Source organism: Carboxylicivirga sediminis (genome assembly GCF_018156225.1).
Classification (GTDB): Bacteria; Bacteroidota; Bacteroidia; order Bacteroidales; family Marinilabiliaceae; genus Carboxylicivirga; species Carboxylicivirga sediminis.
In genome coordinates this window covers 71,830-87,636 of the sequence record NZ_JAGTAR010000023.1, presented here as the reverse complement: position 1 = coordinate 87,636, position 15,807 = coordinate 71,830, and the positions used below count along the sequence as shown (strand labels likewise).

Below are 15,807 nucleotides of genomic sequence, written 5' to 3'. Positions count from 1 at the left end.
CATATTTTCTTATTTTTGCGTGAAAGAACTAAACGGATATAAATGAATACTTTAAAAAAGGTTAAATCGGCATTGATTTCCGTCTTTCATAAGGACGGCTTGGATGAAATTATTACAACCCTTCACCAGCAAGGTGTTACCATCTATTCTACCGGTGGTACTCAGGCTTTTATTGAGAGTTTAGACGTGCCTTGCGAGCGCGTTGAGGACTTAACCAGCTACCCTTCTATACTTGGTGGCCGTGTAAAAACATTACACCCAAAGGTATTTGGCGGCATACTGGCCCGTCGTGATAACGAAGGTGATTTGGAGCAGTTAGCTCAATACGAGATTCCTGAAATTGACCTGGTGATTGTTGATTTATATCCGTTTGAAGCCACTGTGGCATCGGGTGCTCCGTTGCAGGATATTATTGAGAAGATTGACATCGGTGGTATTTCACTGATTCGCGGTGCTGCCAAAAACTACAAGGATGTAATCATTGTGCCTTCGAAAGACCAGTATGCCGACTTATTGGCTATTTTAAAAGAGCAAAATGGTGAATCAACCTTAGAAGACCGTTTCAAATTTGCTGCTGCTGCTTTTGGCGTATCGTCACACTACGACTCGGCCATCTCCAACTTCTTCAACAAGGACAAAGAAGACATAGAGCGCATCAGCCTGAACAACGGCGATGTATTGCGCTACGGTGAGAATCCACACCAGAAAGCCACTATTTACAAATACAACAACGTAAAAGAGGGCGCCTCATTGGCCAATGCCAATGTATTGCAAGGCAAAGCCCTTTCGTACAACAATATGCTGGATGCCGATGCAGCGTGGAAAGCGGCCAGTGATGCCTACCACTCGGTAGGGCACATCGAAGGTAAACAAGCCGTTTCGGTAGTAAAACACCTTAACCCATGCGGTCTGGCTGTCACCAATGACATTATGAAATCGCTGGAACTGGCCTGGGCGGGTGACCCTATCTCTGCCTTTGGCGGTATCATCTGTTTTACCGATACAGTAACTGGCGAGATTGCCGATTGGTTTGCCAAGCGATTTGTAGAAATCATTATTGCTCCTGCCTACACGCCTGAGGCATTGGAGATTTTCGGCAAGAAAAAGAATCTGCGCCTATTGGAAACACCTATCAAGAATGAACTGACCGGCGAGAAACTGATTCGCTCGGTAAGTGGTGCTATCCTGGTGCAGGATGAAGACGAAGGTGTTGATACGGATTTCAAAAACGTAACTGATAAGCAGTTTGATGCCACCAAAATGGAACTGGCAAAATTTGGTATCACAGCGTGTAAGCACCTGAAGAGTAACGCCATTGCAGTGGTGACAGAGCAGGCCGATGGCTCATTCTGGCTGACAGGTGCCGGTATGGGACAACCTAACCGCCTTGACAGTATGCGCCAGCTGACCATGCCACGTTTCAATATGAAAGAGGGCGTGGACATTGCCAACTCAGTTGTTATTTCAGATGCATTCTTCCCATTCCGCGACAGCATTGAAGCTGCCAACGAATACGGTGTTAAGTATATTGTGGAGCCAGGCGGAAGTATCCGTGACGAGGAAGTTATTGAAGCCTGCAACGAGTTTGGTATGGCTATGTTATTTACAGGAAAACGTCATTTTAAACACTAAAAATACAGTTGAATGGGACTATTTTCGTTCTTATCGCAAGAAATAGCCATCGACCTTGGTACAGCCAACACCATCATTATTCACAATGATAAGATTGTTGTTGACGAACCATCCATCGTAGCGCTGAACCGCAAGACCGACAAGCTGGAAGCCATTGGTGAAAAGGCCCGCCAGATGCACGGTAAAACCCACGATAATATTTATACCATCCGCCCTTTGCGCGATGGTGTAATTGCCGACTTTAACGCGGCCGAGCAAATGATACGTGGCATGATTAAAATGATTAATCAGAAGCCCCGCCTCTTTGCCCCTTCCCTGTCTATGGTGGTATGTATTCCATCGGGCAGTACCGAAGTGGAGATTCGTGCGGTGCGCGACTCATCGGAGCATGCCGGTGGCCGTGAGGTACACATGATATACGAACCTATGGCAGCTGCCCTGGGTATCGGACTGGATGTGGAAGCGCCGGAAGGTAACATGGTGGTGGATATAGGTGGTGGTACTACCGAGATTGCGGTTATCTCGCTGGGCGGTATCGTAACAAATAAGTCCATTCGCATTGCCGGTGATGACTTAACGGCTGACATCATGGAATACATGCGTCGCCAGCACAACATCAAGGTGGGTGAGCGTACAGCTGAAGAGATCAAGATTCAGGTGGGTTCGGCTTTACCAGAGCTGGATGAGCCTCCACAGGATTTCATTGTACAAGGACCAAACCAGATGACGGCTTTACCAATTGAGGTACCTGTTTCGTACCAGGAAATCTCACACTGTCTGGAGAAATCTATCTCTAAGATTGAAACAGCGGTATTGTCGGCACTGGAGCAAACGCCTCCTGAATTATACAGCGACATCGTTAAAAACGGTATTTTCTTAGCTGGTGGTGGTGCACTGTTACGCGGCTTAGACAAGCGTTTATCGGATAAAATCAACATCCCGTTCCACATTGCAGAAGATCCATTGCATGCAGTGGCACGCGGTACCGGTATTGCGCTTAAGAACCGCCACAGAATATTGCCATATTTGATTAGATAAAATAGTCAGTAGATATCAGACAGTAGTCAGTAGTTCATCCAATGCTACTGACTACTGACTTTTTTACTAACAACTATAATTTACATGAGGGACTTTATACGTTTTATTATCAAATACCATTTTGCCATTCTCTTTCTCATCATTGAATTAGTATGTCTGCTGCTGGTATTTAATTACAATGCCTACCAACGTTCAACGTTCCTTTCTTCCTCCAATGCCCTTACAGGTGGCATATTTAAAAGCTATAACGCCGGTGCCGAATACCTGATGCTGCGTGAAATTAACGAAGACTTAGCCCGCGAAAATGCCTATCTGCGCAGTCGCCTGCCTGAATCGTTTCGTGCATCAAAAGACTATTTTACCCTGGTGTATGACAGCCTGAGCATGCAGGAATACATCTACCGTTCGGCCCGTGTGATTAACAATTCAACTAATAAACGTTTTAATTACCTCACCCTCAACAAAGGGCGCCTCAACGGCATTGAACCCGAGATGGGTGTCATCTCCAATAAAGGAGCCGTGGGCATTGTCAAAAATGTATCGGATAATTACTCAACGGTCATCTCAATTATCAACACCCGCCTCAAAATATCGGCTAAACTAAAGGAGTCAGGTTTCTTTGGTTCGGTTGAATGGGATGGCAGCTCGTATCAGTACGTGTATCTGCTCGATATTCCGCGTCATGCCGAAGTGAATGTGGGCGATTTGGTGGTTACCAGTGGCTACTCCTCCATCTTCCCCGAAGGCATATTGCTGGGTAATGTAGAAAATGTGGAACTGGAAAAGGGAGCCAGTTTTTACCGTATCAAGGTGAAGCTGTCTGTTGATTTTAAAAACCTGTCGTTTGTTGAAATTATTGGACACAGCTCAGTGGACGAACAAATTAAGTTAGAAAAGGAGACCGAAGATGATTAGTTACCTGCCACGATACCTGTTCAATTTTGTGTTCTTCACCCTTATACAGGTGTTAGTACTCAACAATATCCAGCTTAGCGGATACGTAAATCCCTATCTGTACGTACTGTTTATCATCACCCTGCCTTTTGAAACACCGGGCTGGCTGCTGCTGCTATTGGGTTTTACTTCGGGCATGGTGGTTGACCTGTTTAGTAATACTCCTGGTATGCATGCCTCGGCAACCGTGTTTGTCAGCTTCCTGAGGCCATATGTCTTACGCCTGTTTGCACCCCGCGAAGAGTACCAGCCGGGCACTATTCCTACAATGGCCTACTATGGCCTCGGATGGTTCTTTAGGTATGCTGCCATATTGGTGCTGGGGCATCACCTATTCCTATTTTTCATTGAGGTATTTTCACTCACACACTTCTTTTCAACACTATTAAGAGCACTTAGCAGCACTGTTTTTACGCTGTTACTGATTATTGTGGCTCAGCTATTTAGTCAGGGTAAAAAACAAGGGAGGTAAACTGTGGGAGGAATTAATAACAGGACATTACTGATAGCGGCTATCATGATTGGATTAGGGCTGATATTTACTGTTAAGCTCTTCATCCTGCAGGTACATGATCCGACCTACAAATTCTCGGCCGTAAGTAATACCCGTCGTCAGGTAACTCAATACCCATCAAGGGGTTTGGTGTATGACCGCAACGGTAAATTGCTGGTATCCAACCAGGCGGTATACGACGTAATGGTGGTACCCCGGGATATTGTACCCTTCGACTCCATTGATTTTTGTGAGTCGCTTGACCTAAGCATTGAGCAGTTACGTGAACGATTTGTGCAGATGCGTAAGGATATCCGCTCACGCAAAATCTCTACCTATAAACCTTCGGTCTTTCTGAAACAGCTATCGGCCGAGCAATACGGCGAATTTCAGGAGAAGCTTTATAAATTTAAGGGCTTCTTTGTTCAGGGACGTACCCTGCGCAAGTATGAATATCCGTCGGCTGCCCATGTATTGGGGTATGTTGGTGAGATCAGCGAAGGACAGCTCAAAAAAGACGCCTATTACTCACAGGGCGACTACGTGGGCATTAGCGGCATTGAGCAAACCTACGAGCAGGAATTACGAGGTAAAAAAGGGGTTAAATACATGCTGGTGGATGTGCATGGCCGCGAGAAAGGCGCATTCAGAGGCGGAGAACACGATACAGCTGCCATTGCCGGTAAAAACATCACTCTGTCGCTGGACATAGAGCTGCAGCAATACGGTGAACTGCTGATGCAAAACAAAATAGGCAGTATTGTGGCGGTAGAGCCTTCAAGTGGTGAAATACTTGCCCTGGTGTCGGCTCCCAACTACGATCCATCGCTGCTGATTGGCCGCGATCGTTCCAAAAACTTCCCAGTGCTGCTTACCGACTCATTAAAACCGCTGCTCAACAGAGCTATTCAATCGGCTTATCCGCCGGGTTCAACCTTTAAAACCATCAACGCATTGATTGGTCTGCAGGAAGGTACGCTTAAGCCCTACACCACCCATGAGTGCTTTATGGGCTATTTTGCCCGTGGCTTATCAGTGGGTTGTCACCTGCACGACTCGCCATTGAACCTTGCTCAATCGATTCAATGTTCGTGTAATGCCTATTACTGCTACGAATTAAGAAATATACTGGATAATCCTAAGTACGAGAATATACAGGAGTCCTTCAATGTATGGAAAGATTACCTGGTGAAACTTGGTTTTGGTTACCGACTGGGTTCTGATTTTAAGAATGAAGTGCGCGGCTTTGTGCCCAACGCTGATTACTTTGACAAGGTCTATAAGAAAAGCTGGAGTTCGCTCACCGTTATTTCGCTATCCATCGGACAGGGGGAACTGCTGACTACGCCATTGCAGATGGCCAATATGGGTGCCATGATAGCCAACCGGGGACATTTTCTGACCCCACACATTATCAAAGATATCGAAGACGGTGAAATAGACGACCGCTTTACGGAGAAACACGAAACAGGTATAGACATTCAGCATTTCGCACCCATCGTTAACGGTATGGAAATGGCTGTTTGGGGAGGTGCCGGCAGCACGGCACGTATTGCCCAGGTTCCGGGCATTAGTATATGTGGCAAAACAGGTACAGCACAAAACCCACATGGAGACGATCACTCCATCTTTATGGCTTTTGCGCCAAAGGACAATCCTAAAATTGCCATTGCTGTGTATGTTGAAAACGGTGGTTTTGGTGCCCGCTGGGGTGCACCTATTGCCAGCCTTATGGTGGAAAAATACTTAACTGACAGCATTTCGACACCTTATCGTCAATGGATTGAAAAACGCATGCTAGAAGGAGATTTAATCAATGCCGAACAGAAGCTACAATAAAAGTATTGACTGGATAACAGTGGGGCTATACAGCCTGCTGGTCATTTTTGGCTGGTTAAATATTTATGCCGCCAATTTTAATCCTGAGAATCCTGTATTTTTCGATACCAGCAAAGAATACTTTAAACAGTTGGTATGGATTGGATTTTCGCTGCTTTTTGTGGGCATGATACTTATAACTGACAGCAAATTTTACGTAGAATTTGCCTATATATTTTACGGCTTTACCATATTGTTGCTGGTGGTAGTGCTGCTGTTTGGGAAAGAAATTAACGGTGCCAAATCGTGGTTTGAGATTGGTCCTATACGCTTTCAGCCGGCCGAGCTATCGAAGGTAGCCACCAACCTGGCGGTTGCAAGGGCCCTGAGCCGTTATGGTTTCTCGTTCAAGAAGTTTACCGATCTGGTAAAAGCCAGTGCGGTGGTACTGTTTCCAATGCTGCTTATTCTCTTACAGAATGATACCGGTTCGGCCCTGGTGTATTTTGTGTTTATTATAGTTTTCTATCGTGAAGGCTTAACGGGTTATATCCTTACTTTTGGACTAATAGCCGGTATTGTAACCACTTTAACCCTGCTCATACCTAACTCCACCATACTAGGCTTAATTGCCTTGAGTATTATTGGTATTCTTTATTTTAAAGGCGTTAGAAAAGACCTGTTTAAAGCCGTGCTGATAGGTGGTGCCATACTGGGAGCAAGCTATGCGGTATATGAATATACCAACTCAACTATTGATTTGGAATATGTACTGATTCCAGCCATTCTGTTTGTGAGTATCTACCTTTTGTCCATCTCCATCTCAAAACGTATCCATAAATTTGTTCCCACCTATCTGTTAATCCTTTGGAGTGCAATAATACTGGCACTTTCTGCCGATTACTTCTTCGAGGATGTACTATCGCATTACCAACGAACACGTATCAATGTGTTACTGGGTATTGAGGAAGATCCTCTGGGAGCAGGTTACAATGTTAATCAGTCGAAAATTGCTATTGGCTCAGGTGGTTTAACCGGAAAAGGTTACCTGCAGGGCACGCAGACTAAATTCAATTTCGTCCCCGAGCAATCCACCGACTTTATCTACTGTACCGTGGGTGAAGAATGGGGATTTATGGGCTCTACAGCCGTTGTTCTGCTGTTCCTTGCTCTGCTGCTCCGACTACTGTATCTATCTGATAAACAACACTCCACCTTCAGCCGGGTATATGGCTATGGTGTGGCCGCCATCTTCTTCTTTCACTTTGCCATTAACATTGGTATGACCATTGGACTGGCTCCTGTAATAGGTATCCCACTGCCATTTTTTAGCTATGGTGGCTCCTCTCTGTGGGGATTTACCCTCTTACTGTTTGTATTCCTGAAACTTGATACCAACCGCAACGAACTAATACGTTAAAAATACTTAATCATCGTAAGCACTTTTGCTCAATAAAGAAGTTAAAGTCATCTATCTACTTGATTATCTATATCTTTATTGAATTATCAATTGATAGTTCAATGATTTTGTTGTAAATTATAATTGTTGTACTTTTGCCGCACATCATTTGTAATGATTTAACCCCCCGAGACTTTCGGTCATGTTGCTGTGGGAATGAAGGTTAGCAACGTTCAAAAATGCCCGGTTTCGGAATTTTAACAAATGATTCCGCACATAATTTGCCGAATCAATAAAAATGGAGAATGCCTATGAAGTATCAAATTTATGCGCTGCACAATTATCGACAAATTCCACAAATCGAAAGACTTTCGGAGGAGGACATCTTTAGCATTGAAGTGGTAGGAACTGTTTTACCCTTTAAAACTAACAGCTATGTTGTTAATGAATTAATAGATTGGGATAATTATAAAGAAGACCCAATATTCATTTTGAACTTCCCTCAGAAAGGCATGCTTGAAGAGGAAGACTTCAATCACATGGCAAAAGTGCTGAAGAGTGGTGCCGATAAAGCAACCATAAAAACAGAAGCTAACAAAATTCGTGAAAAACTGAATCCCCATCCTGCCGGACAAATGGAATACAATGTGCCGGAACTCAATGGTGTTAAACTGACAGGTGTTCAGCATAAATATGATGAAACCATGCTGTTTTTCCCTGCCCAGGGACAAACCTGCCACGCCTATTGTACTTTCTGTTTCCGCTGGCCTCAATTTACCAACATGGACGAGATGAAATTCGCCATGAAGGAGATTGATTACGTTATTGAATACCTGAGACAGCATCCTGAGATTACTGATTTGTTAATAACAGGGGGTGATCCAATGGTGATGAAGGGTCAAATGCTGGATGCTTATTTAAGTGCCTTGGTGGAGGCCAATATTCCTCACCTAAAAAATATCCGTATCGGTTCAAAAACATTAGGTTTCTGGCCATACCGCTACCTGACTGACAGCGATGCCGATGAAGTACTGAATGCTTTTAAGAAAGTAACTGACGCAGGCATGTCTTTAGCCTTTATGGCACACTTTAACCACTACCGCGAGTTAGAAACTGAAGCAGTGCAGGCCGCCATTAAAAAGATACGCGCTACCGGTGCACAAATACGTACACAATCGCCGTTATTAAATAATATCAATGCCAAACCTGAGATTTGGTCCACCATGTGGCAAATGCAGGTGAGTCTGGGCCTGATTCCTTATTACATGTTTATTGCACGTGATACAGGCGCTCAGAAGTACTTTGGTGTATCATTAGCCGATGCCTGGAAAATCTTTCAGCAAGCCTACCAGAAAGTAAGTGGCATTTGCCGAACCGTGCGCGGACCTAGCATGTCATGTACTCCGGGAAAAGTTCGCATTGTAGGCGTATCAGAAATAAAAGGTGAAAAAGTTTACACACTTGAGTTTATCCAGGGACGCGACAGCAACTGGGTAGCACGCCCATTCTTTGCTAAGTACGATCCTAAAGCCAAGTGGATGGATGATTTACAGCCAGCTTTTGGTGCAGAAGAGTTTTTCTTTGAGCAGGAGTTTTCAGATATGTTCTTAAAATAGACATATCTTTCAAAATAAAAGACAAGCAGAACTTCATAAGAGGTTCTGCTTTTTTCGTCCTTATTAGTTACCAACAGAACAAGAATAGAAAGTCATTTTTTGTTACTTTGCATCAGAAATAAGAATAGCAGATGGAGAAGAACAGTTTAATAGCACCTTTTTTGAAATGGGTTGGTGGCAAACGCCAGCTGATACCGGCTATTAATCAACTTCTGCCCCGGCACTACAACTGCTATTACGAAGCCTTTGTGGGTGGCGGTGCTGTGCTGTTTAACATTCAGCCTGGCAAAGCTGTTATCAATGATTTTAATCCGGAGTTGATTAATGTTTACAAGGTGATTAAAAACCATCCCGAAGCATTAATCAAAGACCTGAAAAGGCATAAAAACGAGTCGGACTACTTTTACGAAGTGAGAGCGCTGGATCGTCAGGTGTCTTTTGCCAGACTCTCAGATATCAAAAAAGCATCGCGCATCATCTACCTTAACAAGACCTGCTACAATGGGCTATACCGTGTTAATAGTGCCGGAGAATTTAATGCACCCTTTGGCCGGTATAAGAATCCCAACATTGTTAATGATGTGACCATAAGAGCAGTGAGTGAGTTTCTAAACGCCAATGATATTACCATATTAAACGGCGATTTTGAGAAGGCGGTTGAATCGGCACAGAAGGATGATTTCGTGTATTTTGATCCGCCGTATGTACCGGTATCACAAAGTGCTAACTTTACTGGCTATGTAAAAGGTGGTTTTGACCTGGCCGAACAGGAACGCCTGCGTAACGTGTGTCACCAACTGCATAACAGAGGTGTTAAATTTCTGCTATCCAACTCATCAACACCTGTCATTCATGAGCTCTACAAAGACTATGATATACAAATTGTTAAGGCAACACGGGCCATTAACTCCAATGCCTTAAAGCGTGGTGCCATAGATGAAGTACTGATACGCAACTATGAGTAGTCTCTCAAAAAACGACCAGGCCTGGAACAGCCTTTTTCATGAACTGGATATTGTTCAGCATATTAAGCAAGCGGGTTATTTTGAGATAAGTTCATCAGTTATTAACCGTTATCGTGAAGCCCGGTTAATGACCAAATTTGACTACTCATCACAACTGCCGGAAATTTTTAAAAAGCACCAACTGGGTATCCTGCCCAACTCTCGCGGTACATATATCATCTCCGATTTCACAATATTTCATCAGTTCAAAGGCCATCATCCGCCCATTGTCAACGTAGCCTTTCCGCACCATATAGAAAGCATCGACTACAACAACATCACAAGTGAATCAACTGCTATCAATTGTGCATTTATTGCCGGCATACTGTCTGATTTTACCGGCGAAACACAGCTCTACCCCACTATCAATGGTCGTATGGGCTCATCAGTGTTTAACTTTAACATATCAACAACATCGGGCAGCATTAGCATGACTGTTAATAATGCACAGCTTGAAATTGATGCCGGCTACGAAGGTAAAGATGCCATTTACCTCATCGAAGCCAAAAACGTACTGTCTGATGATTTCCTGGTTCGTCAGCTATATTACCCATTTCGCCTTTGGTCGGGCCAATCACGAAAGCCTATTCACCCCATCTTTTTGACCTATACTAATGGCATCTTTCACCTGCGCGAATACACCTTTGATAAGGCAGATGACTATAATTCCATTCGACAGGTAAAAGAGAAAAGATATGCCTTTACGGGTGAGGCTATCGACATTGAAAGCATCAGGAATATAATCAGAAATAACCCGTGCGTGATAGAGCCTTCTGTTCCATTCCCACAGGCTAATTCCTTTGAGCGACTTATCAACCTGTGTGAACTTCTGCATATCCATGGCTCACTCAAGCGAACTTTTATAACAGACAATTACGCTTTTGATGCACGACAGACCAATTATTACACCGATGCCGGAAGGTACCTGGACGTAATTGGTAAGCAGAAAATCAACGGAGATGTTGAGTTTTTCTTAACAGCAACAGGTGAAAAGCTCTTTGAAGCACCCATCGTCCGGCGAACCCGTCAGTTTATTGAACTGATTTTATCGCATACTGTATTTAAAGAAGTGTTCAAAGCATACCTGCTTCAGCATGAAATGCCTGGTAAGGATGAAATTGTCAGCATCATGCAATCGTCACAACTCTATAATATCAACTCGGAAGCGACCTACTATCGCAGAGCCTCCACCATTGCCCAATGGGTAAATTGGATGCTTGAACAGATTAAAAGCTAAGCTATGATTAAACCCTATTTTGAGGACAACGATTTTAGCTCCATTGACTATACTCAGCAAGAGTTAGATAAAGGTGAATATGAGAACTGTCTGTTTACCAACTGTATCTTTACCGAAGTCGATCTGCGTGAATTTAGCTTTATCGACTGCCAGTTTATTAACTGCGACCTCAGCAATGCCAATATCAGGCATACGGTATTTAGGGATGTGCAGTTTAAAAGCTGTAAGCTGCTTGGGCTGCAGTTTAATGAAAGTAACGAACTGTTTTTCACGGCCTCTTTCAATAGCTGTCAGCTTCGTCTGGCCTCGTTTTACAGACGTAAGCTAAAGGGCTGCAGTTTCATCAACTGCCAGCTGCACGAAGTAGATTTTGCAGAGGCAGACTTGCAGAAAGCCAGGTTTGAGCAATGTGATTTCAGCAATGCACTCTTCGACCGTACCAACCTCACCAAAGTTGATCTGTCAGATTCTTATCATTTCACCATCGATCCGGAAGTGAATACCATCACCAAAGCCAGCTTTTCAGCGGATCAACTCATTGGTTTATTGCGTAAGTACCAGATAATCGTTAAACCCTAAAAACCTGATACCCGACAGCAATTACTGAGATGCTTTTTTCTACCTTTGCGCTCACCAAAAAATCGTGCCATGTTTGAACGCTATAAAGTACTGGGTAGTTTAATCTTATCGATGATTTGCTGGGCTTTTTCATTTGTTTGGATCAAGCAGGCATTTATCTCATTCAATCCGCTCACCATTGTTGTGATGCGCTTAGTCATCAGCGCCGGGCTGCTTGCCATCATCTTAAAGCTGTTAGGACAGCTTGTCAGCATGCGCAAAGCCGACCTCAAATGGTTTCTGCTACTGGCCTTTTTTGAGCCCTTTCTCTACTTCATGGGCGAAAGTTTCGGCCTTGAACTGGTATCCTCAACAGTTGGTGCTGTTATCGTTTCAACCATCCCGCTTTTTGCCCCTATTACCGATAGACTCTTTTTTAAAAGCCGCATCAGCTGGGCCAATATACTTGGTATAATTGTGTCGTTTGCAGGGGTATTACTACTTATCTTCAAAGGTGACTTTTCATTGGCAGCGCCACTTAAAGGTATAATGTTGGTTTTTTTGGCTGTTTTTGCTGCTTTAGGCTATTCTGTGGTACTTAAGAAGGTACCTGGTAACTATAACGCAGTTAGTATCATTACCTACCAAAATGCCATAGGACTGCTTTATTTCCTGCCTTTATTTTTGATATATGACCTGCCGGTGCTAGATGCTAAACCATTAACCATGGAGTCCATCTATGCAGTTGTTATGCTGGCCGTTGTTGCCTCGTCACTGGCATTTATCTTCTTCACGCATGGCATGCGTATCATTGGCATCACCAAAGCCAACGTATTTGTGAATATGATACCGGTATTTACAGCTATTCTGGCCTGGATTATTTTAGGCGAAGTGATAACCTTTCAGATGATGATAGGGATTTTATTGGTGATTGGCGGTGTATTTGTTTCACAGTTAAAACTGCGCAGACGTGGATTTTGACCCAAAGAAATTAGACCAGGAGGCCCGAAATAAGGCGAAAGAAAACAAGGCATTTTTGACAAAACTCAAGAAGAAGCGTCCAAAAAGTCTGGACGATGAATCACAGCGTCTGCATCATGAAGTGTTTGAGTACACCGATTGTTTGCTGTGTGCCAATTGCTGTAAATCCATCAGCCCCATTGTCATTGACCGCGACATTGATCGATTAGCCAATCACCTCAAAATGAAACCTAAAGAAGTGATTGCGCAATACCTGTTGCTGGACGATGATGGTGATTATGTATTTCGCGAAACACCCTGCCCTTTTTTAATGCCTGATAATTATTGCATGGTGTATGAATCGCGTCCAAGGGCCTGCCGCGAATACCCACATACCGATCGTAAACGTTTCTACCAGATAACCGGCTTAACCTATAAGAATACCTTCATCTGCCCGGCAGTATTTGATGTGGTTGAAGGCCTGAAACCGATATTTGATAAATGATTGGGATTAGGACACTATTTTGATATTTTTGCCGTTTAGAACTTACAATGAAAACACTATCAGTCATACTAATTGCTGCCATTGTACTATTGGCAAACCATTCATCTGCCAATGCCCAGCAAGCCGGTAGCAACACCTATGACTTTTTGAACCTAACCAATTCGGCCAGAGTTGGTGCTTTGGGGGGCAACCAGGTAGGCATGAGCCTTGATGATGTCAGCCTGGTATTCCATAATCCGGCCAACCTTTCCAGTGAACTGCATCAGTCGCTAACGTTTAACTATGTGCCTTATGTGGCGGATATAAAAATGACCTATGCAGGCTATGCACATCACATCGAAAGTGTTGGGACCTTTGGCATTAGTGTTCATGCCATTAATTATGGCACCTTTGACCGGGCCGATATTGATGGCAATCTACAAGGGACGTTCTCTGCTGCTGAGTATGCCATTAACTTAAGCTATTCAAAAGCCTTGTCACCCAGATTGATGGCAGGTATTTCTTTAAAACCAATTATCTCCAACCTGGAGCAATATAATTCATTTGGCTTGGCGGCTGATTTAGGTGTGCTCTACTCGTCTACTGACGGGCTTTTCTCGGCCGGACTCACCTTAAAAAACATTGGTTCGCAAATAACCACATACAACGATATTTACGAACCTCTGCCAACCGACCTGCAGATAGGTATCAGTAAAAAACTGGCTCATGCGCCCTTTCGCTTTTCACTGACAGCGCAGGATTTATTCGACTGGAACATGAAATACAAAGTAAGTGATGGCAATGGCGATATCATTGAAGGCGAGGGTAATGACGGGAATGCATTTGACCAGCTGATGCGTCACATGGTTGTGGGAGTTGAACTGGTGCCATCAGATAATTTTTATGTGGCCGTTGGCTACAACCACCGCCGCCGGCAAGAGCTGGGCATTAATGAGAAAATGTCGACAACCGGTTTTTCGTGGGGCTTTGGCTTTCGGGTATATAAATTCCACTTTGCCTATGGCTCTGCCCGCTATCACCTGGCTGGTTCAAGCAATCATTTTAGCATTTCAACCAACCTGGGCAACTTCCGCCGCTAATTACAAGCAAAAAAAGCTGCCGGCTGCTGACAACCGACAACTATCAATAAAAGCGCCAAAACTTAATTTATACCGATTATACATTAAAATGAGCCTTATTTCACTTCGTTTATAAATCTCAATTAATGTTATATCGGCATTAACCATTGTAATTAGCAAAATGACTATAGGCGCATTTTAAAATACAATTGGTATTATATCTGTATCAGCGCGGTTTTATTTCTTCCTGTAGGGCGAAATAAGGATGCGCAATGACTGGTCGCGGGAGAAATAGCTCTGCGCCCAGTTAACGAATATAAAGAAGCGATTTTTCACGCCTACAATGGCCATCAGGTGCACAAACAACCAGAGCATCCAGGCAAATACCCCGGAGAAACGAAATCCCGGTAAATCGGCTACTGCCATATTTCTACCAATGGTGGCCAAACTACCCTTATCAGTGTACCTGAAAGGTTTCCATTCTTTTTGGCTGGTGAGGTTACGGGCCAGGTTGGCCGCCTGCTGAATGGCGACCTGTGCTACCTGCGGATGACCATTGGGATATCGTTCATCACCCTGCAACAAACAAGCATCACCAATAGCAAAAATAGTATTAAAGCCCTGCAAACGGTTATACCGGTCAACAGCTATGCGGTTACCTCTCACATACAACTCCCCGTTAATACCTTCCGTAGTGCGACCACTGACACCAGCAGTCCAAATCAGGTTTCGCGTATACAACTCTTTGCCATCCGACAGGCTTATTTTATCCCCATTATAGTCATCAATGCGGGTATCCAAATGCACTTTAACACCTAAGCGCTTTAAGAACTCCAGTGCCTTCTTCCCTGCCCTGTCCGACATGCCATTTAACAAACGAGGTCCGGCTTCAAACAGCATAATCTTCATCTTACTGAAATCAAGTTCCGGATAATCCTTGGGTAACACATAGCGGCGCATTTCGGCAATAGAACCAGCCAGCTCCACTCCGGTTGGGCCTCCTCCTACAATCACAATTGACAACAGCTTGGCATGTTCATTTGTATCTTCAGTAAGGTTGGCCTGCTCAAAAGACGATAAGATGCGATTTCGCAAATTGATGGCTTCGGCAGTACTCTTCATAGGCAAGCTATATTTCTCCAGGTTAACCGACCCAAAATAATTGGTGTTAACGCCATTAGCCAACACCAGATAATCGTAGTGCAACGCACCAGCTTTGGTTTGTATTTGCTGTTCGTCTGTATTAACCGACAACAACTCTGTGGTGCGGAAATGCAGATTACTGTGCGACTGAAAGATCTTCCTTACCGGAAACGAAATTGAACTGGGTTCGATGCCCGATGCTGCTACCTGGTAAAATAAGGGTTGAAACTGGTGGAAGTTTTGTTTATCGATAACCACCACCTGATAAGGTGAGCCGCTTAGCTTTCTGGCCAATTTTAAGCCGCCAAATCCGGCGCCGATGATAACCACCCGCTTCTTATTATTACGGGGCAGATTGAAGTTGTTCTCCATGGTGTATTTTGCTTTTCCAT

At 44.0% G+C, this 15,807-nt stretch carries 14 protein-coding genes; 13 read left to right on the top strand and 1 reads right to left on the bottom strand.

All coding sequences use genetic code 11. The annotated features are described in order from the left end of the window. Positions 1-42: 42 nt before the first annotated feature. The 13 genes from purH (at position 43) to porQ (ending at position 14,293) form a co-directional block, all read left to right on the top strand. The gene (purH, locus tag KDU71_RS14930) at positions 43-1,632 is read left to right on the top strand and encodes a bifunctional phosphoribosylaminoimidazolecarboxamide formyltransferase/IMP cyclohydrolase (RefSeq protein ID WP_212191896.1); all 1,590 of its coding nucleotides are present in this window, start codon (positions 43-45) and stop codon (positions 1,630-1,632) included. 12 nt (positions 1,633-1,644) lie between these two features. Continuing rightward, on the top strand, positions 1,645-2,670 hold the full coding sequence (locus tag KDU71_RS14925; protein WP_212191895.1) for a rod shape-determining protein: 1,026 nt from the start codon (positions 1,645-1,647) through the stop codon (positions 2,668-2,670). A gap of 84 nt (positions 2,671-2,754) precedes the next feature. Further along, positions 2,755-3,585, top strand: a complete 831-nt coding sequence (gene mreC / locus KDU71_RS14920; RefSeq protein ID WP_212191894.1) for a rod shape-determining protein MreC — start codon at positions 2,755-2,757, stop codon at positions 3,583-3,585. Continuing rightward, positions 3,578-4,096, top strand: a complete 519-nt coding sequence (mreD, locus tag KDU71_RS14915) for a rod shape-determining protein MreD (protein WP_212191893.1) — start codon at positions 3,578-3,580, stop codon at positions 4,094-4,096. The genes mreC and mreD overlap by 8 nt, the downstream gene beginning before the upstream one ends. Positions 4,097-4,099: 3 nt before the next feature. Beyond that, positions 4,100-5,956 carry a penicillin-binding protein 2 gene (gene mrdA, locus KDU71_RS14910; RefSeq protein WP_212191892.1) on the top strand — a complete coding sequence of 619 codons (1,857 nt, stop codon included), beginning with the start codon at positions 4,100-4,102 and terminating at the stop codon, positions 5,954-5,956. Next, positions 5,934-7,355, top strand: a complete 1,422-nt coding sequence (rodA, locus tag KDU71_RS14905) for a rod shape-determining protein RodA (RefSeq protein WP_212191891.1) — start codon at positions 5,934-5,936, stop codon at positions 7,353-7,355. Before mrdA ends, rodA begins: the two co-directional genes overlap by 23 nt. A gap of 290 nt (positions 7,356-7,645) precedes the next feature. After that, positions 7,646-8,950: a KamA family radical SAM protein gene (locus KDU71_RS14900; RefSeq protein ID WP_212191890.1), complete on the top strand. Its 1,305-nt coding sequence runs from the start codon at positions 7,646-7,648 to the stop codon at positions 8,948-8,950. A 131-nt stretch (positions 8,951-9,081) separates the two neighbouring features. Then, positions 9,082-9,915, top strand: a complete 834-nt coding sequence (locus tag KDU71_RS14895) for a DNA adenine methylase (RefSeq protein WP_212191889.1) — start codon at positions 9,082-9,084, stop codon at positions 9,913-9,915. Continuing rightward, positions 9,908-11,191, top strand: a complete 1,284-nt coding sequence (locus tag KDU71_RS14890) for a type II restriction enzyme (protein ID WP_212191888.1) — start codon at positions 9,908-9,910, stop codon at positions 11,189-11,191. Before KDU71_RS14895 ends, KDU71_RS14890 begins: the two co-directional genes overlap by 8 nt. A gap of 3 nt (positions 11,192-11,194) precedes the next feature. After that, positions 11,195-11,770, top strand: a complete 576-nt coding sequence (locus KDU71_RS14885; RefSeq protein ID WP_212191887.1) for a pentapeptide repeat-containing protein — start codon at positions 11,195-11,197, stop codon at positions 11,768-11,770. Positions 11,771-11,839: 69 nt separating this feature from the next. Next, positions 11,840-12,730: a DMT family transporter gene (locus tag KDU71_RS14880; protein WP_212191886.1), complete on the top strand. Its 891-nt coding sequence runs from the start codon at positions 11,840-11,842 to the stop codon at positions 12,728-12,730. After that, positions 12,720-13,214 carry a YkgJ family cysteine cluster protein gene (locus KDU71_RS14875; protein ID WP_212191885.1) on the top strand — a complete coding sequence of 165 codons (495 nt, stop codon included), beginning with the start codon at positions 12,720-12,722 and terminating at the stop codon, positions 13,212-13,214. Before KDU71_RS14880 ends, KDU71_RS14875 begins: the two co-directional genes overlap by 11 nt. A gap of 47 nt (positions 13,215-13,261) precedes the next feature. Continuing rightward, positions 13,262-14,293, top strand: a complete 1,032-nt coding sequence (porQ, locus tag KDU71_RS14870) for a type IX secretion system protein PorQ (RefSeq protein ID WP_212191884.1) — start codon at positions 13,262-13,264, stop codon at positions 14,291-14,293. 216 nt (positions 14,294-14,509) lie between these two features. Here the strand turns inward: porQ and KDU71_RS14865 are convergent, their stop codons facing one another. Further along, positions 14,510-15,787, bottom strand: coding sequence for an NAD(P)/FAD-dependent oxidoreductase (locus tag KDU71_RS14865; RefSeq protein WP_212191883.1), 1,278 nt, complete (start codon positions 15,785-15,787; stop codon positions 14,510-14,512). Between the last annotated feature and the right edge of the window lie 20 nt (positions 15,788-15,807).

What these genes read in the sequence shown, in the direction of transcription:
- KDU71_RS14890 (WP_212191888.1), top strand. Translation starts at nt 9,908, where the DNA reads ATGAGTAGTCTCTCAAAAAACGACCAGGCCTGGAACAGCCTTTTTCAT.
- KDU71_RS14880 (WP_212191886.1), top strand. Translation starts at nt 11,840, where the DNA reads ATGTTTGAACGCTATAAAGTACTGGGTAGTTTAATCTTATCGATGATT.
- KDU71_RS14900 (WP_212191890.1), top strand. Translation starts at nt 7,646, where the DNA reads ATGAAGTATCAAATTTATGCGCTGCACAATTATCGACAAATTCCACAA.
- rodA (WP_212191891.1), top strand. Translation starts at nt 5,934, where the DNA reads ATGCCGAACAGAAGCTACAATAAAAGTATTGACTGGATAACAGTGGGG.
- KDU71_RS14885 (WP_212191887.1), top strand. Translation starts at nt 11,195, where the DNA reads ATGATTAAACCCTATTTTGAGGACAACGATTTTAGCTCCATTGACTAT.
- KDU71_RS14865 (WP_212191883.1), bottom strand. Translation starts at nt 15,787, where the DNA reads ATGGAGAACAACTTCAATCTGCCCCGTAATAATAAGAAGCGGGTGGTT.
- mreD (WP_212191893.1), top strand. Translation starts at nt 3,578, where the DNA reads ATGATTAGTTACCTGCCACGATACCTGTTCAATTTTGTGTTCTTCACC.
- porQ (WP_212191884.1), top strand. Translation starts at nt 13,262, where the DNA reads ATGAAAACACTATCAGTCATACTAATTGCTGCCATTGTACTATTGGCA.
- purH (WP_212191896.1), top strand. Translation starts at nt 43, where the DNA reads ATGAATACTTTAAAAAAGGTTAAATCGGCATTGATTTCCGTCTTTCAT.
- KDU71_RS14895 (WP_212191889.1), top strand. Translation starts at nt 9,082, where the DNA reads ATGGAGAAGAACAGTTTAATAGCACCTTTTTTGAAATGGGTTGGTGGC.
- KDU71_RS14925 (WP_212191895.1), top strand. Translation starts at nt 1,645, where the DNA reads ATGGGACTATTTTCGTTCTTATCGCAAGAAATAGCCATCGACCTTGGT.
- mreC (WP_212191894.1), top strand. Translation starts at nt 2,755, where the DNA reads ATGAGGGACTTTATACGTTTTATTATCAAATACCATTTTGCCATTCTC.